19 protein-coding genes, 1 tRNA gene and 1 rRNA gene are annotated in these 22,065 nt (G+C 44.3%); 12 read left to right on the forward strand and 9 right to left on the reverse strand.

The genetic code is table 11. From position 1 onward, the window contains the following. Position 1: 1 nt before the first annotated feature. Positions 2-117, forward strand: a 5S ribosomal RNA gene (rrf, locus tag KHN79_RS14725). A gap of 88 nt (positions 118-205) precedes the next feature. Then, positions 206-296: transfer RNA gene (locus KHN79_RS14730), tRNA-Ser, on the forward strand. 388 nt (positions 297-684) lie between these two features. Here KHN79_RS14730 and KHN79_RS14735 read toward each other — a convergent pair. After that, positions 685-1,041, reverse strand: coding sequence for a YibL family ribosome-associated protein (locus tag KHN79_RS14735; protein WP_182010307.1), 357 nt, complete (start codon positions 1,039-1,041; stop codon positions 685-687). A 90-nt stretch (positions 1,042-1,131) separates the two neighbouring features. Next, positions 1,132-2,127, reverse strand: a complete 996-nt coding sequence (locus KHN79_RS14740; RefSeq protein WP_182010306.1) for a 2-hydroxyacid dehydrogenase — start codon at positions 2,125-2,127, stop codon at positions 1,132-1,134. A gap of 212 nt (positions 2,128-2,339) precedes the next feature. Here KHN79_RS14740 and KHN79_RS14745 point away from each other — a divergent pair, with 212 nt between their 5' ends. Then, entirely contained in the window at positions 2,340-2,822 is a 483-nt protein-coding gene (locus tag KHN79_RS14745; RefSeq protein WP_182010305.1) for a L,D-transpeptidase family protein, read from the forward strand. Positions 2,823-2,860: 38 nt separating this feature from the next. Here KHN79_RS14745 and KHN79_RS14750 read toward each other — a convergent pair whose 3' ends face one another. Further along, entirely contained in the window at positions 2,861-3,571 is a 711-nt protein-coding gene (locus KHN79_RS14750) for a glycerophosphodiester phosphodiesterase family protein (RefSeq protein ID WP_182010304.1), read from the reverse strand. A 315-nt stretch (positions 3,572-3,886) separates the two neighbouring features. Here KHN79_RS14750 and KHN79_RS14755 point away from each other — a divergent pair, with 315 nt between their 5' ends. From KHN79_RS14755 to KHN79_RS14790, 8 genes are all read left to right on the forward strand, one after another. Beyond that, positions 3,887-4,840, forward strand: coding sequence for an L-lactate dehydrogenase (locus tag KHN79_RS14755; RefSeq protein ID WP_182010303.1), 954 nt, complete (start codon positions 3,887-3,889; stop codon positions 4,838-4,840). A gap of 477 nt (positions 4,841-5,317) precedes the next feature. Then, positions 5,318-6,085, forward strand: coding sequence for a DUF3450 domain-containing protein (locus tag KHN79_RS14760; RefSeq protein WP_182010302.1), 768 nt, complete (start codon positions 5,318-5,320; stop codon positions 6,083-6,085). Beyond that, complete coding sequence (locus tag KHN79_RS14765; protein ID WP_182010301.1) at positions 6,086-7,453, forward strand: MotA/TolQ/ExbB proton channel family protein; 1,368 nt, start codon at positions 6,086-6,088, stop codon at positions 7,451-7,453. Next, on the forward strand, positions 7,453-8,007 hold the full coding sequence (locus KHN79_RS14770; RefSeq protein ID WP_182010300.1) for a MotA/TolQ/ExbB proton channel family protein: 555 nt from the start codon (positions 7,453-7,455) through the stop codon (positions 8,005-8,007). Before KHN79_RS14765 ends, KHN79_RS14770 begins: the two co-directional genes overlap by 1 nt. Beyond that, positions 8,004-8,408 carry a biopolymer transporter ExbD gene (locus KHN79_RS14775; RefSeq protein ID WP_182010299.1) on the forward strand — a complete coding sequence of 135 codons (405 nt, stop codon included), beginning with the start codon at positions 8,004-8,006 and terminating at the stop codon, positions 8,406-8,408. The genes KHN79_RS14770 and KHN79_RS14775 overlap by 4 nt, the downstream gene beginning before the upstream one ends. Next, positions 8,408-9,028: an energy transducer TonB gene (locus tag KHN79_RS14780; RefSeq protein ID WP_182010298.1), complete on the forward strand. Its 621-nt coding sequence runs from the start codon at positions 8,408-8,410 to the stop codon at positions 9,026-9,028. The genes KHN79_RS14775 and KHN79_RS14780 overlap by 1 nt, the downstream gene beginning before the upstream one ends. Further along, a complete protein-coding gene (locus tag KHN79_RS14785) occupies positions 9,025-10,188 on the forward strand; it encodes a tetratricopeptide repeat protein (protein ID WP_182010297.1) in 1,164 nt (387 codons plus the stop codon). Before KHN79_RS14780 ends, KHN79_RS14785 begins: the two co-directional genes overlap by 4 nt. A gap of 467 nt (positions 10,189-10,655) precedes the next feature. Then, positions 10,656-11,630, forward strand: a complete 975-nt coding sequence (locus KHN79_RS14790; protein WP_182010296.1) for a porin — start codon at positions 10,656-10,658, stop codon at positions 11,628-11,630. A 166-nt stretch (positions 11,631-11,796) separates the two neighbouring features. Here KHN79_RS14790 and KHN79_RS14795 read toward each other — a convergent pair whose 3' ends face one another. The 3 genes from KHN79_RS14795 to speA all read right to left on the reverse strand — a co-directional run bounded on the left by KHN79_RS14795 (position 11,797) and on the right by speA (position 17,042). After that, positions 11,797-13,962 carry a S9 family peptidase gene (locus KHN79_RS14795; RefSeq protein WP_182010295.1) on the reverse strand — a complete coding sequence of 722 codons (2,166 nt, stop codon included), beginning with the start codon at positions 13,960-13,962 and terminating at the stop codon, positions 11,797-11,799. 247 nt (positions 13,963-14,209) lie between these two features. Then, positions 14,210-15,130 carry an agmatinase gene (gene speB, locus KHN79_RS14800; protein ID WP_182010294.1) on the reverse strand — a complete coding sequence of 307 codons (921 nt, stop codon included), beginning with the start codon at positions 15,128-15,130 and terminating at the stop codon, positions 14,210-14,212. A 1-nt stretch (position 15,131) separates the two neighbouring features. Continuing rightward, positions 15,132-17,042, reverse strand: coding sequence for an arginine decarboxylase (gene speA, locus KHN79_RS14805; protein ID WP_182010293.1), 1,911 nt, complete (start codon positions 17,040-17,042; stop codon positions 15,132-15,134). Positions 17,043-17,480: 438 nt separating this feature from the next. Between speA and KHN79_RS14810 the strand changes: the two genes are divergently transcribed. Further along, positions 17,481-18,236 carry an MBL fold metallo-hydrolase gene (locus KHN79_RS14810; RefSeq protein ID WP_182010318.1) on the forward strand — a complete coding sequence of 252 codons (756 nt, stop codon included), beginning with the start codon at positions 17,481-17,483 and terminating at the stop codon, positions 18,234-18,236. A gap of 48 nt (positions 18,237-18,284) precedes the next feature. Here the strand turns inward: KHN79_RS14810 and KHN79_RS14815 are convergent, their stop codons facing one another. The 3 genes from KHN79_RS14815 to KHN79_RS14825 all read right to left on the reverse strand — a co-directional run bounded on the left by KHN79_RS14815 (position 18,285) and on the right by KHN79_RS14825 (position 21,946). After that, on the reverse strand, positions 18,285-18,713 hold the full coding sequence (locus KHN79_RS14815; RefSeq protein ID WP_182010292.1) for a RimK/LysX family protein: 429 nt from the start codon (positions 18,711-18,713) through the stop codon (positions 18,285-18,287). Positions 18,714-18,955: 242 nt separating this feature from the next. Continuing rightward, positions 18,956-19,861 (reverse strand): 30S ribosomal protein S6--L-glutamate ligase, encoded by a 906-nt coding sequence (gene rimK, locus KHN79_RS14820; RefSeq protein ID WP_182010291.1) that lies wholly within the window; start codon positions 19,859-19,861, stop codon positions 18,956-18,958. 1,746 nt (positions 19,862-21,607) lie between these two features. Further along, entirely contained in the window at positions 21,608-21,946 is a 339-nt protein-coding gene (locus tag KHN79_RS14825; protein ID WP_182010290.1) for a 50S ribosome-binding protein YggL, read from the reverse strand. Positions 21,947-22,065 lie beyond the last annotated feature (119 nt).

Consider the following 22,065-nt stretch of genomic DNA (forward strand, 5'->3'; position numbering starts at 1 on the left):
GCTTGGCGGCCATAGCGTTTTGGACCCACCTGATTCCATTCCGAACTCAGAAGTGAAACAAAACAGCGCCGATGGTAGTGTGGGGTTTCCCCATGTGAGAGTAGGACATCGCCAGGCTTTAATTAGGTCTTCATCTTTTGAATAGATGAAAACCAAACTAAAAATTAGCATTATTAAGTAAGACTAAGTTTTAGTAACAATTTGTGGAGAGATGGCTGAGTGGTTGAAAGCACCGGTCTTGAAAACCGGCATACGTTAATAGCGTATCTAGGGTTCAAATCCCTATCTCTCCGCCACTATACAGAAAGCCTGCAAAGAAATTTGCAGGCTTTCGTCGTTTCTGGTGATTGGAAATTATTAGAGATTCATATCAACTTCACCAACCTCGACTCTAAAAGAACCCTCACCATAGCGAGGCTTATTTCATTTAAATGGCCCGTCCTGAAATGCTCTGACTATTCATAACACAGGCATTTGTTGTTTCAGCGTATAAAAATGAGGGTAGAGAGCGACTCAAACCGCCAGTTTCTTCTTGCTACTTTGTTCACAGAATTGCGGAATGCTTTCTTATAATGAGTGACGATGTTTTGCAATTTAGGTTTCTCGAATACATCTCTTTTCTCTGAGACGTAAAAAAGCCCAAGTGGTGTACTTGGGCTCTCTATTTAACGCTTTTTGAGCTTATTAAAACTCTTTAGGTGCAAAGCCTGTCATCACATCTAAACGCAGCTCTTTACCGATTTTTGTCATTGGGTGAACAATAACGAGCCCACGAACACGTTTTTTAAGCTTTCCGATATCTGCTTGTTCAGCCTTGGTAATTTCGCGAGAAAATGGCATATCAAGTAAGCTCTTACGTTCTTTGTTCATCTCATAACTTTGTTTGTGCTTAAGCTGATTTAGCTTTTTAGTTAATTGCTCAACTTCATCGGTAAACTTAGAAATCATTTCGTGATCACCACGAGAACGAGCTGCATCGAGCTTACGTTGGCAGTTATCTACACGGTTATGCAGCTTTTGAATATCAGTTTTAATGCTCATGGTAGTTAGACTCTAATTTTATTTGGCCGAGGAGTATAGCATAGCTGAAATCAGGCTCTCTACTATTACTCAAGAACTCTACTCTTTACTTTAATTAATCAGTTCATTGCCAGATTCTTTTCCTGAGAAAAATGTTTCAATGCTTTTCAGGGTCACTGCTGCAATGTTGTTTAGTGCTTCGTGAGTGAGGAATGCCTGGTGGCCGGTGAACAGGACATTGTGGCAGGCAGATAAGCGTCGGAAGACATCATCTACGATGACATCATTGGACTTGTCCTGAAAGAACAGCTCTTTCTCATTGTCATAAACATCCAGGCCTAGTGCGCCAATTTTTCCTTGTTTGAGGGCTTCGATCGCCGCTAACGAGTCTAATAGTTCTCCTCTGCTTGTATTGATGATCATGACGCCATCTTTCATTTTCGCGAATGAGTTAGCGTTGAGCAGGTGGTAATTTTCTTTACTCATTGGGCAGTGCAAAGTGATGATATCTGCGTTGGTATAAATATCTTCAAGTGAGCAGTAACGAGCGCCCAGCTCAGTGGCAAGTGGATTTTCATAAGGGTCAAAGCACAGGATTTCCATTCCTAAGCCTTTGAAAATTCTCATTGCAGCTATACCAATTTTACCAGTACCAATTACACCAATAGTTTTACCGAAAAAGTTAAAGCCTACTAAGCCTTCCAGAGAGAAGTTGGCATCTCTGGTTCTCTGATATGCTTTGTGTAGACGACGATTCAGACACATCATTAAGCCGACGGTGTGCTCAGCGACGGCTTCAGGTGAATAGGCAGGTACACGAACTACTTGTAAGCCGAGCGCTTTAGCTGATTGTAAGTCGACTTTATCAAAGCCGGCACATCGCATTGCAATTAGCTTTGTGCCTCCTAAAGCCAACTTTTTCAGTACTGGCTCAGACAGGTCATCGTTAACAAAGGCGCATACGACTTCACAATCGTGAGCCATCTTAGCTGTCTTCTCAGTCAATCTAAAATCGTGGTAGTGGAACTCAAAGTCCTGATTATTTTTTATTTTGTTGAAAGAGTCTTCGTCGTAGGATTTTGCACTGAAAAAAGCAATATTAATCATAATTACCTCTAAAACTTGCTGGGGTTAAACATATACTTATAAAGTAATGTACTTTGGCGACGAACTACAGATAAACCTGAAGTCATTCTCGGTGCTATTAACACTCAATCTTTTACGTGTTGACACTATATTCTGATTGCTTTGTAACCATCAACTGACTAGCATAGCGCCTCTTCTTTTTCTTGTAGGCTTTTTTGTTAGGCGTTCTTCTGATGTTTGTAAGATGGTGCTCTTTATTTTTGTGCTGCGTGTTTGTTTCAGGTGCGCAGGCAGCAATCGATCTCGTCAGCGTTGATAAGTCCAAACGTCGGATGTTCTTAATGGAAGGTGGGGTTGTCATAAAAGAATATCGTATTGCTCTGGGAGCTAACCCTAAAGGCCATAAACAACAAGAAGGGGATAATCGTACTCCGGAAGGCAATTACACCCTGGATTACATCATTCATGATTCCGCTTTTTACCGTTCGGTGCATATCAGCTACCCTGACGCTATTGATACCCTTGAGGCTCATCGCCTGGGCGTAGACCCTGGCGGGGATATCAAGATACATGGTTTAAAAAATGATGAAACGGGAAAGCCGAACTTCATCCAGAGCTTTGATTGGACGAATGGTTGTATCGCCATCACAAACGAAGAAATGGATGAGTTTATTCAGTTGGTGCCAATGGGAACCCCGATTACGATTGAATGGTAACTTTAGATCTTTGCCTCCTTCTTAGTTTACGAAAGTCTTTATTGCATAAACCGGATTGGATGATCGGTAAAAATGCCATCTAACTGTGGTAGATGCCTGAGCTTATGTGGATTATTAACGGTATAGCACATCACTTTATAACCATCGCGCTGTAGCTTCTTTATTTGTCGAGCTCTTACCCAATTGATGTTTAAGTTGCAGCTGTACGCTTGAACTTCATCTGCCAATAAACGATCTTTCCTAGTCAGGAAGTCGCTCAATACACCCAGGCGATAGCCTTTACAATGTTTGAAGAGAGCTCGTATCACGTTGTGGCTAAAGCTTGAGAGCAAAACGCTTTCTTCAGAGAGACGGCTATTGGCAAGTGCTTGTGCTACTAACAGGGCAACTTGTTCACCTGGATGGCGATCGACTTTAACTTCGATATTCAGTTTGAGATCGTTATTAGCGGCCAGCTCAAGAAGTTCGTCGAGTGTCATGATTGTTTCACCGGTAAACTCTTTCCCCAGCCAACTACCAAAATCTAACTTTTTGAGTTCAGCTAAGGTTAACTCATCGACTCTTCCCTGCCCGTTACTGCAGCGATTAACCGTGTGATCATGGCAGACTACCAAAATGTTATCTTTGGTTGGCTGAACATCGACTTCTACCCACTTCAGGTCAAGGTTTATCGCTGCCTGAACACTTATCCTAGTGTTTTCCGGGTGTGTGCCCGCAACACCACGGTGGCCAATTAACAATGTTTCCATTTGATCGCTCTTCTGAATTAAGTTGAACAAGATTGTACTCGATTTTTTACCAGACAATAGTGGTAAGTACCTAATCACACGAGTGAAAATTTTTCGTTCGGCATTGCATTCAAATGATATAAATGTGTTGGACATTTATTCTATTCAAGCTCATTTTTAAGTTAGTGAGCAACCTGACATCAGTGGGAAAGTGCCTAGGCACCGTGTGTACATAGGGCGAAACGAGTAGCTTATATACATGGTAACAAAGAAAAATTCAGATAGATTTGGTTCCTGCACTTTGCTGTGGACTAGAAATATATCAGGGAGAGAACAATGAAAATCGGTGTCATCGGAGCCGGTGCTGTTGGCGTTGGAGTTTGTAACTATTTACTGACTATGGGTAGTTTCAGCGAGCTGGTTTTATTAGATCAAAATTTAGAACGCGCAGAAGGGGAAGTTTTCGACTTTCGCCACACTTCGGCGCTAACCTTTTCCAAAAATACCCGTATTATCCCTTCAAACGACTATCTGGACCTTTTAGGAGCTGACATCGTGGTGGTCACTGCCGGGGCACAGATTAAGCAGGGACAGACTCGCCTGGATATTGCAGAAATAAACGCCAGAATTGGGGTTGATATAGCTCGTAATATTGAGCGTGTAGCGCCCAAAGCAATTCTTATCGTCGTGACTAATCCTTGTGATATCGTCACTCACTTTATTGTTGCTAATACTGGATTTGAAGCGCGTAAGGTAATCAGCAGTGGTTGTGTTATCGATACAGCACGCTTAATGAGTATTGTGGCTAATCGCGTCGATCTCGATCCAAAAAATGTCTTCGGTTACGTACTAGGTGAACATGGAAGTTACTGCTTTACCCCAAAAAGCTTACTTTCAATTGCCGGACAACCGGCTGACTACTATTGTGATACACATAATCTTAAGCGTATTGATGCCGACGAGTTACTCGAGTCGGTAAAACAGGCGGGCTATGAAATTTTCCGCCGTAAACACAATACGGTTCATGGCATTGCGGCGAGTGTGTTCCGGATTATTCAGGCAGTGATCGTCAACGAACGTTCAGTGTTGCCTGTCGGGACCATGATGTCGGGACAATATGGTTTGAATGGTGTCGTTTTAAGCTTACCGACGGTGGTGGGTAAAAAGGGAGCGGAATCTGTTTTGATGCATCCTTTCAGTGGCGAAGAGCTGAAAACGCTGCGAGCAATCAGTGAGAACCTACGCGTAATAGTTGAGAACGTAGCCCACTCTACGGGTTTGAAGTGTTAACTCAGAAAGAGAGGTAGACTCGGTTTGTTCTGTGAGCCTGCTACGAAGCAGGCTTTTTCTGGCCTTATACCTAAAGAGTTGTGATTTCAACTTATCAGTCAGAGTGCTTGTATCAATTGTTCTAATGAGATTGGTTGAGTAATGAAACCTGATGTTTTTGAGTGTAATTACGTGATCTCGATCATATTAAGTTTCTTTATTGTCACTGAGTGCTTTACAAACTTTCGCTAATGCCAAAAATATACCCATAATGCAAATAATAATAGTTATCACTTATATTCATTTGTGAAATGATTCAACGGAATCTCATTGATATAGTGATGCGATTCTAATCGGGCCTGTATGAGCAGTGTTATGGCTATGAGAATATCAAATGATGGTAAGGACTCAGTTCAGGCACTGATAACAATCTGATTTACGAAGGGGAAGAGCAGTCTTCCCCTTTAGTCGTTTTTAGGAAATAGTATTTAAACTCGTATGAATCTAATCAAATCAAGTATCGCTTTGTTGATCTCATCGGTTTTAATTCCCGTTCACGCGGAGAATCTTAACGATGCACAAGCAGTGCAAAGCAAAACCAACCAAGCATCCGCGGTCAGTCAAAAGCGCATAGATACAAGTGCAGAAAAGGCTCTGAGTCTAGAGGCAGAAATTGAACAGTTACAGGAAGAAGTAAGTAACTTAAAAATTTATCGCGACCACCTGACAAGCCTTGTAGAGAGCCAGAACCAAGAAGTTGACAATCTGAATGAACAAATTGAACAGGTAGCCCAAACTCGTCAAGGTGTTGTCCCATTGATGTACCACATGTTGGATGGGCTGAAAGTCATCGTGGCAAACGACAAGCCGATTCGTAAAGCACAACGTGAAGAGCGTGTTGCCAAACTTGATGCAATGATGACTCGGGCAGATGTCGCCGATGCTGAGAAATTTCGTCGTATCCTGGAAGCGTACCAAATTGAAATGGATTACGGCACCCGACTCGGCGTATATCAGGGCAAAATTGAATTATCCGCAAACGAGCAAATTAAAGCGGATGTCCTCTACCTGGGAAGAGTATCGTTAGTTGCCCGCAGCTTGTCTGGTGAGACGTTCTGGAGCTGGTCGCAACAGGATAAGTCGTGGCAGTTGCTTGGTTCTGAACGAAAAACAGAACTGGACAAAGCGTTTGCGATGGCAAACAAACAAATCGCACCGAGCATGTTAACTCTGCCAGTGTCCCTTACTGTTGCGGAGGGCAAATAAATGTTCAAGAAATGGTTATCGGTGGCGGCAATCTCAAGCGCCGTATTAATGCCTCACGCTACGTTTGCCAGCGATACGTTATTGCAAAAAGCAAAGCAAGAAAATCAGCAGCAGCAGTCACACAATGCTGCGCGTGAGAGTGGTTTTAAGCAATCAGAGCAAGAGCTTCAGAGCCTTAAAAACCAACTGGCAGTAGAGCGTGCAGCTTTGCAGGCTGAAGCAGATTCACTGAGCGCAACCTTCAGCGAAAATGAAGCTGAGCTGGCACAGTTAGAAGAGAAACTGCGTTTAGAAACAGGCAGTCTTGGTGAGCTGTTTGGCGTAGTGCGTCAGAATGCCAAGGAGTTGGAATCTGAACTTAAACACTCTGTGACAGGTGTGGATGGTAACACTTACGAGAAAGATATCGAGGATATCGTTGCTGCGACGTCATTACCTACATTACCTCAACTGCGTGCGATGTGGCGTAGTATGGAAGAGCAAGTCAGGGCAAGTGGTGAGTTAGCAAATGTCTCTTTTACGCTGTTAGATGGCGAGGGGCGTGAGCAGACCGTTACAGGTACTCGTCTTGGCGCGATGGCGCTACTGGATGATAACGGTTACCTGAAGTGGAACGGTCAACGCGGCGATGCGGTGAATTACCTTCGTCAGCCAGAAAACGGGCCAACCGCCAGCAGCTTAACTTCAGGTAATCTGGATAGCGTGGTTATTGACCCTTCACGTGGAATCCTTCTTGAGCAGCTCGCTAACTCACCGACATTTAAAGACCGTCTTAATGCCGGCGGTGTTGTTGGTAAGATCATCCTTGGTTTACTTGCAATCGGCCTGATTATTGCGATCGTCCGTGGTGTCTCTCTGATGATTGCTCGTCAGAAGATCGCCAAGCAACTAAAAAGCCCAGCCCAGCCAGCTGATAATCCATTGGGCCGCGTTTTAGCGGTATACCAGAAAGACAAAGACCGCAGTGTAGAAGCCTTAGAATTGCGTCTTCTTGAAGCGGTTGTTGATGAGCAGACGCATCTGGAAAAAGGCTTATCAATGCTAAAACTGCTGGCCGCATTGGCTCCAATGTTGGGTCTGCTCGGAACCGTAACGGGTATGATCGAAACCTTCCAGGTGATCACGCAATTTGGTAATGGTGACCCGAAAGTGATGGCGGGTGGTATTTCAATGGCACTGGTGACGACAGTACTTGGTCTTGTCGCTGCTATGCCACTATTACTGGCGCATAACATATTGAGCTCTCAGGCTGAAAATATTCGCATTATTCTTGAGAAGCAGGGTATTGGCCTAGTCGCAGAACAAGCTGAGCGCGATACGACGAAAAGCAACCATACAAGTAGAGCATTAGCGGAGAGCGTAGCGTAATGGAGCAGATCTTACTCAACACATTGGGTTTGATCAGCGAAGATTGGGCCACAACCTTGCTGAGCTTTATGCAGCAAGGCGGTCAAATCTTGTGGTGGCTGGCCGCTGTCGTAGCTGTGTGCTGGTTACTGGTAATGGAACGGGTTATTTATCTGACGACTGTTTTTCCAAAGGTAAAAGCACAGCTCCGTGACCAGTGGCTGGCTAGGTCAGAGCATCACTCTTGGTACGCCCATCAAATCCGCGATGGATGGATTGCAAAAGTGCAAATTGAATTGCGCCAGAACCTGTCAACAATCAAGCTGCTCGTAGCGATTTGCCCAATGCTTGGCTTGCTAGGGACAGTGACCGGCATGATCACGGTATTTGACGTGATGGCTTCGCAGGGCAGCAGTAACCCTAAACTGATGGCATCTGGCATCTCTTTAGCGACGTTGCCTACCATGGCAGGAATGGTCGCCGCGTTGGCGGGTATGTTCATTCATGCACGCTTGAGTAAAGTGTGTGAGCGCAAAGCCATTCAGTTAGAACAATCTTTAAGGAGTCAGAAGTGAGACTCGGACGCAGACCTACTCAACAGGACGAAGCACAAGTCGATTTAACATCCATGCTTGATATCGTTTTTATCATGTTGATTTTCTTTATTGTCACTAGTTCATTTGTTCGTGAGTCAGGGGTGGAAGTAAATCGCCCGCAAGCCTCAAATGTAGTGAGTCAGAAAGACGCTGGTATTTTTATTGCCGTGACAGCAGCAAATGATGTGTATATCGATAAACGTTTAGTGGATATTGAACGTGTAGAAGCATCTATAGAGCATTTGTTGCTTGACCAGCCAGATGCATCGTTAGTTATTCAGGCAGACGAACACGCATACAACGGCACTGTGGTCAAAGTGATGGACGCCGCGAAAGGGGCCGGAGTTAAGAACATCGCATTGGCGGCGGAGAAACCTTAATGGGCAGGCTGTTACTCGCGCTACCAATATCGTTATTGATTTCAGTCAGTTTGTTCAGCTTTATGGCGTGGATGGTAGATAACGGAAACCAACGTGCTCCAAAGCCTTCTGAAGCTGTACGCTTTGATATGGTAATGGTAGAAAACGATGCGGATGTTCAGCGTCGGCAACGCTCCGTGCCAAAGCAGCTAGAGCCACCAAAAGCGCCGGAGCCAATGGACCTTTCTCAAGCGGATACCCAAGTGGAACCAATGAGCCAAGTGACACCAACCAGTGCTCTTGGTTTGAATACCGCGTTAGATGGTATTGCGATCAGCGCGCCTGACCTCAAAGGTACGATGGGTAACCAGCAAGCGTTGCCGTTGTACCGTGTAGAGCCTCGCTATCCGAGCAAAGCGTTAGAACGCAAAGTCGAAGGTTACGTTATTATGCGTTTTACTATCGATGAGACTGGCCGCCCGAAAGATATTGAAGTTATCGAAGCTGAGCCAAGTCGGATGTTTGAGCGTGAGGCGATTAGAGCACTCAGAAACTGGAAGTATCAGCCTAAGGTTGAGAATGGTGTATCGAGTGAGCAGTTCGGACAAACGGTAAGGCTGGAGTTCAAGTTAAGTAAATGATGAAGAAATTTCTAATCGGAACCGTGCTGAGCCTGAGCGTGTTTGCAACAACTGCAAGTGAGTTGAGCCAGTATACAGCTGCGCGTGTCCAAAAAGCTCACAGTATGGCACAGGAAGATAAGCTTAAAGAGGCGATATCAACGCTTGAAGCCTTAGATCTTTCTCGTGGCTATGACCAGGCGTTTGTCGCGCGTATGCTGGGTATTTTCTACTGGCAAAATCAGCAAGTAAATCAGGCAATCCAAAAGCTTGAGCTCGCAGTTAACAGTGGTTTGCTGCAGGATGAACAAGCGTGGCAAACACGTAAGATGCTGGCAGATATGTTGCTTAACGAGCAGGAGTTTACTAAAGCGCTCACGCATTATTATGCTTTAAGTAAATCTGTACCAAAAAACCAGAAAGCGCATGAAGTGTGGCTGCGTATCGCGCAATCTCATTATCAGCTTAATGAATGGAACAAAGTGCTTTCGGCGATGGGACGCTACGAGCAGTTTGGCCAGGCCGATGAGTTAGCTCCGCTATCAATTAAGTTATCTGCTGAACTTGAGCTTAAAAAGTGGAAGCCAGCCATTGTCACGATAAAGCGATTGATCGCAATTGAACCTGCGCGCATGGAATGGTGGCGCCAGCTGGTTGCACTCCATTTGCGTGTTGACGACAATAAACGGGCTCTGGACTCTCTGGCGCTTGCTAATCTACAGGGCGTAAAACTGAGCCAGGATGATCTGAAGCTGCTGGCTCAACTATACGCAAACCGCGGCATCCCCGAACGCGCTGCATTAGTTTTAAGCGAACTTGACGACATTGACTCGGACAGCAAGTTTAAAGCTCAGCAAGCGACGTACTGGCAAATGGCCAAAGAGTGGGAAAAATCGATTGATAGCTGGCGTGTAGCCGCGAAGCTCGATTCTCAGTACAACTGGAACTTGTCCCAGCTACTGGTGCAAGAGGGGCATTATCAGCAGGCACTGGCTGTGTTGGATAAGGTTTCCGGCCAGCAAGCGGAAGTCATGCTTGTCAAAGCCCGCGTATATCACAAGCTGAAACGTTTTGATGATGCGCTGGCGAATGCTAAACGCTCTAATGAAATTAAACCTTCAGAACAGGCGAAAAGTTGGGTGACGTACCTATCTCAATTGCGCAGAGCTAAGTCCGGTTGATGTGTTCTTTGAGAAGTGATTACAGAAGGCTCGGGGTACTATCCGAGCCTTTTTGTTTTTCGGTAACATTCACAAGTACAGAGTTTTAATAAGGCGGAACCTGCGTTGAATATAATCTCTGTATCATATTGTTCTACTAAGATTCTCCCAATATTTTTCGATAACCAGATCGCATACTGCAATTTTCTTTATTGATTGTTTATATAGTAAGGAACGTAAATCTGTTTAGTATTCGTATTGTTGGAGATATAACACGCAAAAAAACACAAATTTTATGCATAAAAATGAAAAGTTCACTATTTCTTTGTGATTTAGTTCAAAAAATGACCACAAATGGAATGGGTTGCATAATAAAGTGTTTGTTTCGTTTCGTTTTCATTATTACCTTGTTATCTGTTCGTTGCATTTGATTCAGGGAATTTCTGTTTCTTAGCAAGCCAGCACAAACAACTATATGGATGTTAACAATGAAAATGAAAGCTCTAGCCGTAGCAGTGGCGGCACTTACATGTGGTACACAAGCATTCGCAGCAGAAGTTTACAACAGCGCTGACGGTACTTCTTTATCAATCGGTGGTCACGTATCAGTGGGTGTTGGTGAGTACTTCGACGAAGATGTAAAAGTTCACCAAGTATCTCCACGTCTTAACGTTGCGGGTAAAAAAGATATCGGCAATGGTGTAACAGTTGACGCGAAAGGCGAATGGGCACTTAACTACCTTAACGGTGGTGGTAACTCATTCTCAACTCGTCTTGGTTACATCGGTGCAACGCATGAACAACTTGGTCGTTTAGTTGTTGGTACACAATGGACACCGTACTACGATGTGGGTGGTGTTGCGGATATGCCAATCGCATTTGCTAACGACTTCTTATATTCAAGCCACTACCAACTTGGTTCAGGTCGTGGTGAAAAAATGGTTAGCTACCGTAAAGGATTCCAGTTCGGTGAAGGCTTCGCGTTCAACCTAGGTCTAGGCTGGCAAGGTGACAACGGCGACTACGATCAGCGTGGTCAAATCGCTCTTAGCACTGAACTAGCAGGCTTCGGTCTAGGCTACGCATACAGTGGCGGTGATGTACACTTTGGTTCTCCAGTTGGTACTGAGAATGCAAGCTCACACATCTTTTCTGCTAACTACGGCTCGTACGGCTCTGGCCTATACGCAGCCCTTGTATTCGGTATGAATGAATACTTCTTCGGCGGGTTAGAAGAAACAACTCAGCTAGAAGGTCTTGTGGCGTACGGCGTTAACGACTGGACATTCAGCTTGAACTACGAGTCGGTTGAAGATGATGATGCAAGCAATACATTGTACGAAGAAATGGCTGTACAAGCTGAGTACGCTGTTACGTCATCTTTCTACACGTTTGCTGGCTACCAGTTGGATCTTGAAGATGATAATGACTACTGGACAATCGGTGCTCGTTACTACTTCTAATAAATAGGACAGTTTCTACTGCCTAAACACATTTATTGTGTTAACGCCTGCTCATTGTGAGCAGGCGTTTTTTCTTTCTGGACACAATCAATATGAAAGTGCAGAGTTTAAACGTAACAATGCCCGCAATTGCGGGCATTGTTTTAGTCCGGATAGCGTTATAGCCTCACTTTTCCTCAAGTAGGTCGAGGAAAAAGGCGTATTCCAGAGCATCTTCTTTTAAGCGTTTGAAACGGCCAGAAGCGCCACCGTGTCCTGCTTCCATGTCGGTTTTAAATACAAGTACGTTGTTATCCGTTTTCATCTCGCGTAGCTTAGCGACCCATTTCATTGGTTCGAAGTATTGAACCTGGGAATCATGCAGCCCGGTGGTGACGAGCATATTCGGGTAATCTCGCGCTTTGATGTTGTCGTAAGGCGAATAACTCAGCATATAGTCGTAATAAGTTTTGTTATTTGGGTTACCCCACTCATCGTACTCATTGGTCGTCAATGGTATGGATTCGTCCAGCATAGTTGTTACGACATCAACAAACGGCACATGTGCACCAATGCCGCGATAAAGTTCTGGCGCCTGGTTAATCACTGCGCCCATCAACAAACCACCTGCAGAACCACCAACCGCAAATACTTTGTCTTTTGCACCATAGCCTTGTTCTACCAAGTCTTTAGTCACATCAATAAAATCATTAAAGGTATTTTGCTTGGTGAGCTTTTTACCATCTTCATACCATGGCCGACCGAGCATTTCAGAGCCACGGATATGTGCAATCGCGTAAACAAAGCCACGATCCAACAGGCTTAAACGAGTAGAGCTGAATGTTGGTTCAATGGTTGCTCCGTAAGATCCGTAACCATACTGGTAAATTGGATTAGTGCCGTCTTTTTTGAATCTATCTTTGCGATAAACCAGAGAAACAGGCACCGATTTACCGTCACGTGCTTTAACCATGATTCGCTCGGACTGATAGTTATCTGCATCGAAATCACCAAGGACTGGTGTTTGCTTCATGACTTCTGATTCTCCGGTAATAAGATCGAAATCGTAGTAGGTACCCGGTGTGGTTAAGCTGCTGTAGTAAATACGAACTTTATTGTTATCTAACTCGTAGTTGCCGGTCAGGTAGGCTGCAAATGCACTGTCCTGGAATTTGAGTGGGAATTCTGTTCCATTAGACAACTGGCGCACAGTGACGGTTGCTAAGCCATTTGAGCGTTGCTCATAAACCAGATGGTCATTGAATAACTCAAAGTCCACTAGCTGTGTATTGTCGTCTACAGGAATGACATCCTGCCACTTAGAGCGATCGTGCCTGCTGTCTTTATGCACTTTCATCAGGCGGAAGTTAATGGCTTGGTAATTTGTATAGATATAGTACCAGTCACGAAGTTTTGCGATGCTGTACTCGATACCTGTTTCACGCGGAAAAAATGGCTTTGCTTTAGCGCTTGGATCGTTGGCATCCAGAACAGACACACCACTGGTTTCGGTACTCGAATGCCAAATGTAAACTTCTTCCCCGTCTTTGCTCTCGCTGATGGAGGTGTAATATTCGCTATCGGTTTCTTCGAAGATGAGTGCGTCTTGATTTTGCGGGGTACCTAACACATGTCGATAGACCTGATAACCTAGCAGGGTTTGTGGGTCTTTCTTTATGTAGTAAAACGCTTGATTATCTTTTTGCCATGCGATGCTATTTGATGCGCCCTTAATCTCATCTTTAAGGTATTCACCGGTCGTCAGGTCTTTGATCTTAATGGTATAAATACGGCGGCTTAAGGTGTCTTCTCCATAAGCCAACAGGTTTTCATTTGGGCTGACGTACAAGCCGCCAATACTGAAAAACTCATGCTCTTTCGCCAGTTCGTTGACGTCCAGCAGTACTGTTTTATCCGTTCCGGCGAAGTCTTTAGCCCTTAGGTGCACTTCGTATTCGTTGTCACCAGAGACTTCATGTGAATAAAAGTAGTTACCCTTACGCACCGGAACTGAGTTGTCGTCTTTGGCAATCCGTCCTTTAATTTCTTCGAACAGCTGTTGCTGAAGATCTTCGGTATGCTTTAAGACAGTTTGTGCGTACTGATTTTCTTGTTCAAGATGCTGCAAGACCTCCGGATCTTTACGTTCATCGTCACGCATCCAGTAATAGTTGTCTACACGGGTATCACCATGAATAGTCATCGTGTGGGGGACTTTCTTTGCTATTGGCGCTTGGGTCTGCTGAGCAACGAGCTGCGATTGAGAATATTGAGTCATTGATGAAGTTCCTTGATTACTGCATCCGGTTAAAAGTGAGAGCGATACAGCTAACGTTGTGAGAGTGAAGCGCATCTATTTATCCTTGTATTTTATACTCACGAGACCAATTGGATTGAAATCTAATTTAATAAGCGTTGAGATTGCTTTTAGGTTTGGTAGCGGAGTTATTGATCTTCCTGTGATCGATGGGAAACTTAATTGTGTAACTAGTAGGCCTATTAAGCAAACTGACTTTTGGAATATGAGAATGCAGTTGAACTAAATGATGTGGATAAAAAAAGGGAGCCGGAGCTCCCTATGACATCTGTTAGTTTATTGGTTACTCGCGACCAGCGGCGTAGGCATACAGTAGCTCCAGTGCGATAGTAGCGCCTGCTAAAGCCGTGACATCACTCTGGTCATAAGGTGGTGACACCTCGACCACATCCATTCCGACGATATTCATACCAGCCAAGCCGCGGATGATTTTAAGCGCTTTGTCGGTGTTGAGACCACCACAAACTGGCGTACCCGTGCCAGGTGCAAACGCTGGATCAAGACAGTCAATATCAAAAGTCACGTACACTGGCTTACCTGCAACAGTACGGCGAATTTCATCCAGAATCTCGTTCACTGACATGTCATTAGCCTGCATCGCATTAATAACATTAAAGCCATGATCCTGCTGTTTGTATTCAGTACGAATGCCAATCTGCACCGAGTTCTTCGCAGAGATCAAACCCTCTTTCGGCGCATGGTAGAACATCGTGCCGTGGTCGTATGAACTGCCATTTGCGTAAGTGTCGGTATGAGCGTCAAAGTGAATCAGAGCCATTTCACCGTAGTGTTTGGCGTATGCACGCAGAATAGGTAGCGTGATGAAGTGATCACCACCTAAACCGAGCATCGTCTTTTCGCTTTTCAGAATTTCGCTTGTTGCCGCTTCTAGACGGTAAGTAAAATCTTCAGCATCTCCGCAATCGAACACTAAATCGCCAGCGTCGATAACTTTTAACTTATCAAATACGTTGAAATCCCAAGGGAATTTTTTACCTTCCCAAGCTAAGTTTACTGAGGCTCGACGGATAGCATCCGGTCCCATACGCGCGCCTGAGCGACCAGACGTTGCCATGTCGAGTGGAACGCCAAGTACGACAACGTCAGCCTCAACGTCGATCGGATTTCTGATGTACGGCAGGCGCAGAAACGACATAGAGTTGGAGTAAAGCGAATAATCAGTTTTAGTAAACAAATCATTCATATCAGAAGTCCTCTAAATAAGTGTATCCCACTAAGCCTTGTTCCAGCTCAGCAAGAATTTGAGTTTGTTCACCGGCTTCAACACGCTCGGAAACCAGTTGTTTGTAATTATCGCGAATCGCATCAACATCGATATGCACGTAGCGCATCATATCTTCGACGCTGTCACCTTCATTGATATAGCTGATTTCAAACTCACCGTTCTCTTCTACGTTTACAACCACGCTATGGGTGTCGCCAAACAAGTTGTGCATGTCACCAAGAATTTCCTGGTATGCACCAACTAAGAAGAAGCCAAGCAGGTAAGGCTTGTCTTTGCTCCATGCAGGAACAGGCAGTGTGCTTTCAATACCTTGACCATCAACGTAAAGATCAATCGCGCCATCCGAGTCACAAGTAATGTCTAACATCACAGCGCGACGTTCTTCAGCATCGCCCAGACCGGAAAGCGGCAGAACAGGGAACACCTGATCAATCCCCCAAGCATCTGGCAGAGATTGGAACAGCGAGAAGTTAACAAAGAACTTATCTGCAAGACGCTCGCTCAACTCATCCAGAATTGGACGGTGGAAGCGGTTCTTCGTGCTCATCTTACGGCTCAGTTCGAAGTAGATGCGTAGTGACAATTGTTCTGCCCATGCACGCTGCTCAAGGTTAATCACACCAGTCGCAAAATTAGAGTGCGCTTCTGCCAAATCACTTTGGGTATCGTTGTAAATCTCAATCAGTGCGCGTGCATCGGTACCGTTTTGCAAGTTTTCCCAATTGCGCCACATGTTTTGCAGCAGCAGGGGCGCTTCATCAACTGGCGCGAATACTTCTTCCGGTTGGTACGCTTCTGTACCAATAACATTGGATACCAACACCGCATGGTGAGCCGTCAGTGAGCGGCCAGATTCAGAAATAATCACAGGCATTGGCTGTTCATATTGCTTACAAACGTCACCGACAGTGCTGACAATATTACGTGCGTACTCAGCAAGGCCATAGTTCATCGAGTTAGAAGACTGGCTGCGTGTCCCATCATAATCCACGGCTAAACCGCCTCCCACATCGAAGTAATTGATGCTTGCACCCATTGCACGTAATTCACAGTAAAAACGAGCTGACTCGTTGACGCCGTTACGCACATCGCGAATGTTCGCCATTTGTGAGCCAAGGTGGAAATGCACCAGTTGCAGCGCATCCAGATTGCCACCATTTTTTAGGCGGTTAATTACGCTTAATACTTGCGACGCAGACAGACCAAACTTCGACTTCTCACCACCGCTGGACTGCCATTTACCCGCACCTTGAGATGCAAGACGTATACGCAGACCTAAACGCGGTTTTACGCCCAGGCTTTCAGCTTCCTGAAGCACAAGATCAAGCTCTGAAAGCTTCTCTAATACGATAAAAACTTTATGGCCGAGCTTTTCACCAATTAAGGCAAGGCGGACATATTCACGGTCTTTGTAGCCGTTACACACAATTACGGAGCTCGCTTGCTGAGCTAAAGCCAGCACCGCCAGAAGTTCAGGCTTACTACCAGCCTCAAGACCCAGTTGCTTGGTTTCTAGTTCTGCTTGACTGGCCAGTATTTCATCAACCACTTCACGTTGCTGGTTTACTTTAATCGGGTATACCAACAAGTATTTATTCGGGTAGTTATATTCTTCAATCGCTTGGTTGAAAGCGTCACAAAGACCATGTACACGTTGATGCACGATCTGTGGGAAGCGTACCAGGACAGGCAGATTCAGCTGTTTCGCTTCTAGCTCTTTTACAATGGCACTGAAAGGGATTTGATGTGCACGATCACTACGAGGAGATACGTATACCTCGCCTTGGTTATCGATACCGTAGAAGCCTTGGCTCCAGTAGTGAACGTTGTAGTCCGCGCGAATGCGGTCTAATTTAGTTGCTTTTTCCAACTTAATTCTCACAAAAATGTACTTAAACCTTTTATTTATTTGAAGGAAAAGTACCAAAAAGCAAATCATGAGGTGTTAACCTCATACCCTGACACGAACTCCGTGTGCGCGCATTAACGGACAAAAGTGACCTGGAGTCTAGTGATTAAAATCTATCTTTTCGATTAAGCTTTATTGTCGAATTAGGGGGTAAATAAATCGTCAAAGATGATGGGGAAATGTTAATTTTCCGCCGCACCTGACACTGTAAATTAAGCAGTTTTCCAACTAACGGGTGAGTGTTTTAACTTCATGAATACATACTGAGCAACATATATTTAACAAACTTTCTGTTTAGCTGTTATAGTTGGTCTGACCAGAAAAATTCTTGATTAGATAACAGCTCAGGCATAAGGATATGTTTTGCAACTGCACAGAATTCAGGGATACATACAAACCATTTATCTCGCCGAGTACGCGGATAAGCTCATGTTGCTAGACGGTGCAAGTAGAGCTGATGTTCCGCACCTTAAGGAGTTTATTGAGTATCAGCTTAAGCGACCCTTTACTGACTTAAAGCTGGTGGTCGTAACCCATATGCATCCTGATCACGCAGGAGCCGCACATAAGCTGAGAACACTGACAGGGTGTAAAGTGCTGGCGGCTAAACGTGAGGTTCAGTGGTATAGCGGTGTTGATGGCTGGCTGATGCATTTAACTGATTTGGTTTTAGCGCGATGGATGGCAAATAGGATGCGTAAACCAAAGCGCAACCTTTGGTACTCACGTAAGTTGAGACCAGATATTGAATTGCTTGATGGTGAGAGTATTCCAGGCTTTGAAGACTGGAAGGTGCTGGAAACGTTTGGTCATACCGACCGTGATTTATCGGTGTATCACGCAGAGCAGAGCGTACTGTATGTGGCGGATCTGATGGTAAAAGTAAAAAAGCACCTGATTGCACCGTTTCCTGTTTTTCATCCAAATCAATATCGTCTTTCTGTTAAACGGGTTTTTGAACTACAGCCGAACTGTTTACTGCTTGCGCATGGAGGAGAAGTCGTTCTGGATGAAAAAGCTTATCAGCATATTCTGGATACTGCGCCAACCAAGCCGCAAACGCATTGGCGAGCGACCAAGATAAAAACGAAAGGTCTGCTGCTTTCAAGAAAGAAACTATTGCTAGAAAAGATACAGGGACGAAACAAGAGGTGAGACGAGTGACATCTGCAATCGATAGTCACTCATCTGAGACGACAGCGGTTACGGAGCCAGTAAGTGGGATTGGCTCGGGTCGACCAAGACTTTGTCAGCCATAGCCTGACGGCCCATTAACATCATGTAAGTCATGCTTTCACGATTGGTGAGCGTGATGTCGATTGGCCACTGTAAGTCGCCTAAACGCAGCATGGTAGTGATTACGCAGCGATGTTCAAAAGTACCATTTGACGATTTCACTTTGCGGTTCGCTTTTAGCGGTGCAGTACAGCGCACGACTTGCTCTAAGTGGTAAACGTCTGGGTGTAGATCGAACTCGACGTACGAGCGTCCGTCTTTTTCAAAGCACTCAAGATTGTCTACGTGCAGAGAAGAAGTCTGTGCACCAGTATCAATTCGTGCTTCAAGGTGGGTAATCCCTAACTCTGGTAAGCAAATAGCTTCGGCATTCCCAATGATCAGTTTCTGATTCATAGTGTCATCCTAGCGACGAGCAACATAGAAAGGCAAAGTTGCCTTTCTAATGCTAGTAATACCAATCGTAGTAAATAACTGGTCATTCTAGCTGGTTAAAACACTTGATAACTTCGTTGCATTTTTCGTTTCAAAGTAAGTTGACTGTAGAATAACTACTTATCTAAAAATTGCGACTTGTTCTCAAGCATTTTTCCTGCGTTATTTTTGAACATTTAACTACTGTGATTGGTATAAAGTCATTAACCTCTACCGCGAGTGCGGTTAGCGTTTGGCTTAGCGTTCTTTTCTATAAAGTCGAAAATCATATCCGCAATATTTTTATTGGTTGCGATTTCAATGCCTTCAAGACCTGGAGATGAGTTAACTTCCATCACAACAGGACCATTTTTCGATTGTAGGATATCTACACCACACAGGTTTAAACCCATAACACGCGCAGCGTTAACTGCTGTTGCGCGTTCTTCTTTGCTCAATCTTACTAACTGTGCCGAACCACCACGGTGAAGGTTAGAGCGGAACTCACCTTCTTTAGCCTGACGCTTCATAGCCGCGATGACTTTATTGCCAACGACAAAGCAGCGAATATCGGCACCTTTAGCTTCTTCAATGAACTCCTGAACCATGATGTTCGCTTTCAAGCCCATGAATGCTTCAATTACACTTTCTGCTGCTTTATTCGTCTCAGCAAGTACAACACCGATGCCCTGAGTGCCTTCTAGTAGTTTAATCACCAAAGGTGCGCCGCCAACATTTTTTATCACATCCTGAATGTTGTCAGGGTGGTGAGCAAAGCCAGTACGTGGCAGGCCAATCCCTTTACGTGATAAAAGCTGTAGTGAACGTAGTTTGTCACGAGAACGGCTGATAGCTACTGATTCGTTTACACAAAATGTGCCCATCATTTCAAACTGACGCACAACAGCGGTGCCGTAGAAGGTGATTGATGCTCCAATACGTGGAATAACCGCATCGTATTGTGGCAACTCTTCCCCCATATAACGAATCTTAGGGTTATTACTCGTAATGTCCATGTAGCAGTGCAGAGTGTCGATAACATCAACCTGATGTCCACGCTCTTCACCAGCCTGCTTAAGGCGCATGGTTGAATATAAATTCTCATTACGAGAGAGAATAGCAATACGCATGGCTGTTCCTTTGTAAGTCAGTACCAAATTAAATATATGTATAGAGTATAGGATGCAGTAGGTTGATGATATTGATATGACATAACCTACATACTTCAACGATTTAGAATAGTGGTTGGACAACCACATCGTTGAGGGTGTGCACCTTAGTTTTTTTCGCTCTCATATGAAAACTAAAAAAACTCATCGATACGACAAAATTATTTTATCGACTTGTTGCACTTTTAGTTAGTGCTTTAACCGGAAGATCGCGCGTGGTGAACACATTAAAAAGCAGCAGATAAAATAAAACCCCGCCTGATTTCTCAGACGGGGCTTATTCTTTTTCGCAGCAATCCGGCTACTAAATAGGTGCTCCCTGCATCTATCCTTGATTGTGGTTAAGTCCTTTAACCGAGTTCCCTGTTCATCGCCTTCCTAGCGGTGTCCATTCTTGCCTATCATCCTGACGGGCGAACTCTATCCCAGAGCATAACTACATCCTTGCTGACAACTCATCCTAAGTTATCAAATCTTCTTCCTGAAGATACCTAATCCTTTAGGCTTTTCCTGTTCCTGCCAACATCCTGTCGACACACTCAGTATTGATGTTTTACCGTTCTGACTCAATTAGCGATTTGAAATTATTTTTGCAATCGATTGCATTGGTTTTATTGAAGTTTAATAAATTCAATAGTTTATGTTGACTTATGACGTTATTGCTAGAAGCTAAAAGTCAATTGGCTTACATGCTATGTAAGAGATCTCGCACAAGGTGGTGGGTCAATGTCGTATTCTGGAAGGTGAGCTGAAGTTTATCGGTTTGCTCTCGCTGATAAACCCGTCTATATATGTTGAGGGGCGATATTCTTGTTTACTCTTTGTTTTTACTCATTTACTCGTGGAAGTTAAACTGCTGTAAGTATTTTTACGACAGACGACAAAATAATCGCGTGAACAGCTCTGCAATAGTTTACGCCATTAATTTTTATTAAGGTTCGATGACAATTTGAAGTGGGAACTTGGTTGCCATTTTTCTGTCATATCTCGTGAGTAAGTTGACTGAGTACGGAAGAGAATATTCGGTTTTCTACGTCAAGAACGGCTGCAACAAAACCATATTCATCATTATATTGTGAATTAGGTCACGGTTAATTATTTGATTCCCATATAGATTCGATGGAGTCATTAACCTTAGACAATAAGCTTATGATGAGCGTTACTTATATTATATGAGGGAGATTGCTTTGAAAAAGATGAGAAGAGCTCAGCTACATCGCGTTCGTATTCAATACTGGAAAGAAGCGAAAGAAGCGCCGGCTAAAAAATCATAGTTAAAATTTTTACACGTCATTGGGCTGGCATCGGAACATCGATTTTCCACCAATTGCCAGCTCCAAAAAACCTTCCAACACTACTTTCACCAAAGCTAAAATATAAAAAAAGCCGATCAAAGGGCCTGTTGCTCTTTCGCGGTTAATTTTTGTTCGAGATAAAAGTGTTTTAATCGCGGCAAGTGGCGGACGGCTAGTCGTTTGTAGCCTAGTCATTCTAAGCAAAATACTTCTCAACAAAGAGTAAAACGCTGTTAGCCGAACCCTTCGGGCAGAGTTTGTGGGGCCTTTCTACTGCGTTATCGGCTTATCAGGTAGAATAACTACATTTCAAAGCCTCTGCCTTGTATAAAAACCCCACAAACTGCTGCAAAAATCAGCTCGAAAGAACAACAGGCCCTAAACCAGCTTTAAACGTACTTTTACGTTTGCTTTATAATTGGTTTGCGTCAACCAGTTCACCAGCTTGTGCGCTTTTAACTTCCGGGCGAGCTTCTAACCAAGCAAGCACTTGCGCTTTCTGTTCTTCCGTTGCGTTACCGTAACGTTCCGTTGAACACAGGAAGCCTTCAAACAGTTCCAGACCACCGCCGCCAAAGCACAGACCTAAACCATCGATGTAATCAACAAAGTCATCAACGAATGCATCGTAGCGGTCGAAGTCGTTGATGTCTGTTTCACAACTGATCTCGAAGCCCAGAATTGCGAACTCCCCTAGAAACAGCTTCTTACGGATACGACGGCTTTTGTTATCGATTTTATCTAATTTCATTACTATTTCTCGTGGATGGATTTATAACTAACACGTTATACCTTTTATCAGACTATATCCCAAGCAAAATTCTAATGACGTGTTACGGTTGGCTACTACGTGTTCAGCCTTTTATTTGT

Origin of the sequence: Vibrio sp. B1FLJ16 (assembly GCF_905175385.1) — a bacterium.
Lineage (GTDB): Bacteria > Pseudomonadota > Gammaproteobacteria > Enterobacterales > Vibrionaceae > Vibrio.

Excerpts from the sequence above, each read along its gene's own strand:
- KHN79_RS14790 (WP_182010296.1), top strand. The coding sequence starts at position 10,656 with ATGAAAATGAAAGCTCTAGCCGTAGCAGTGGCGGCACTTACATGTGGT.
- KHN79_RS14795 (WP_182010295.1), bottom strand. The coding sequence starts at position 13,962 with ATGCGCTTCACTCTCACAACGTTAGCTGTATCGCTCTCACTTTTAACC.
- KHN79_RS14740 (WP_182010306.1), bottom strand. The coding sequence starts at position 2,127 with ATGATTAATATTGCTTTTTTCAGTGCAAAATCCTACGACGAAGACTCT.
- KHN79_RS14750 (WP_182010304.1), bottom strand. The coding sequence starts at position 3,571 with ATGGAAACATTGTTAATTGGCCACCGTGGTGTTGCGGGCACACACCCG.
- KHN79_RS14765 (WP_182010301.1), top strand. The coding sequence starts at position 6,086 with ATGTTCAAGAAATGGTTATCGGTGGCGGCAATCTCAAGCGCCGTATTA.
- KHN79_RS14735 (WP_182010307.1), bottom strand. The coding sequence starts at position 1,041 with ATGAGCATTAAAACTGATATTCAAAAGCTGCATAACCGTGTAGATAAC.
- KHN79_RS14780 (WP_182010298.1), top strand. The coding sequence starts at position 8,408 with ATGGGCAGGCTGTTACTCGCGCTACCAATATCGTTATTGATTTCAGTC.
- KHN79_RS14825 (WP_182010290.1), bottom strand. The coding sequence starts at position 21,946 with ATGAAATTAGATAAAATCGATAACAAAAGCCGTCGTATCCGTAAGAAG.
- KHN79_RS14785 (WP_182010297.1), top strand. The coding sequence starts at position 9,025 with ATGATGAAGAAATTTCTAATCGGAACCGTGCTGAGCCTGAGCGTGTTT.
- KHN79_RS14770 (WP_182010300.1), top strand. The coding sequence starts at position 7,453 with ATGGAGCAGATCTTACTCAACACATTGGGTTTGATCAGCGAAGATTGG.
- KHN79_RS14815 (WP_182010292.1), bottom strand. The coding sequence starts at position 18,713 with ATGAATCAGAAACTGATCATTGGGAATGCCGAAGCTATTTGCTTACCA.
- KHN79_RS14755 (WP_182010303.1), top strand. The coding sequence starts at position 3,887 with ATGAAAATCGGTGTCATCGGAGCCGGTGCTGTTGGCGTTGGAGTTTGT.
- KHN79_RS14745 (WP_182010305.1), top strand. The coding sequence starts at position 2,340 with ATGTTTGTAAGATGGTGCTCTTTATTTTTGTGCTGCGTGTTTGTTTCA.
- speB (WP_182010294.1), bottom strand. The coding sequence starts at position 15,130 with ATGAATGATTTGTTTACTAAAACTGATTATTCGCTTTACTCCAACTCT.
- KHN79_RS14760 (WP_182010302.1), top strand. The coding sequence starts at position 5,318 with ATGAATCTAATCAAATCAAGTATCGCTTTGTTGATCTCATCGGTTTTA.
- rimK (WP_182010291.1), bottom strand. The coding sequence starts at position 19,861 with ATGCGTATTGCTATTCTCTCTCGTAATGAGAATTTATATTCAACCATG.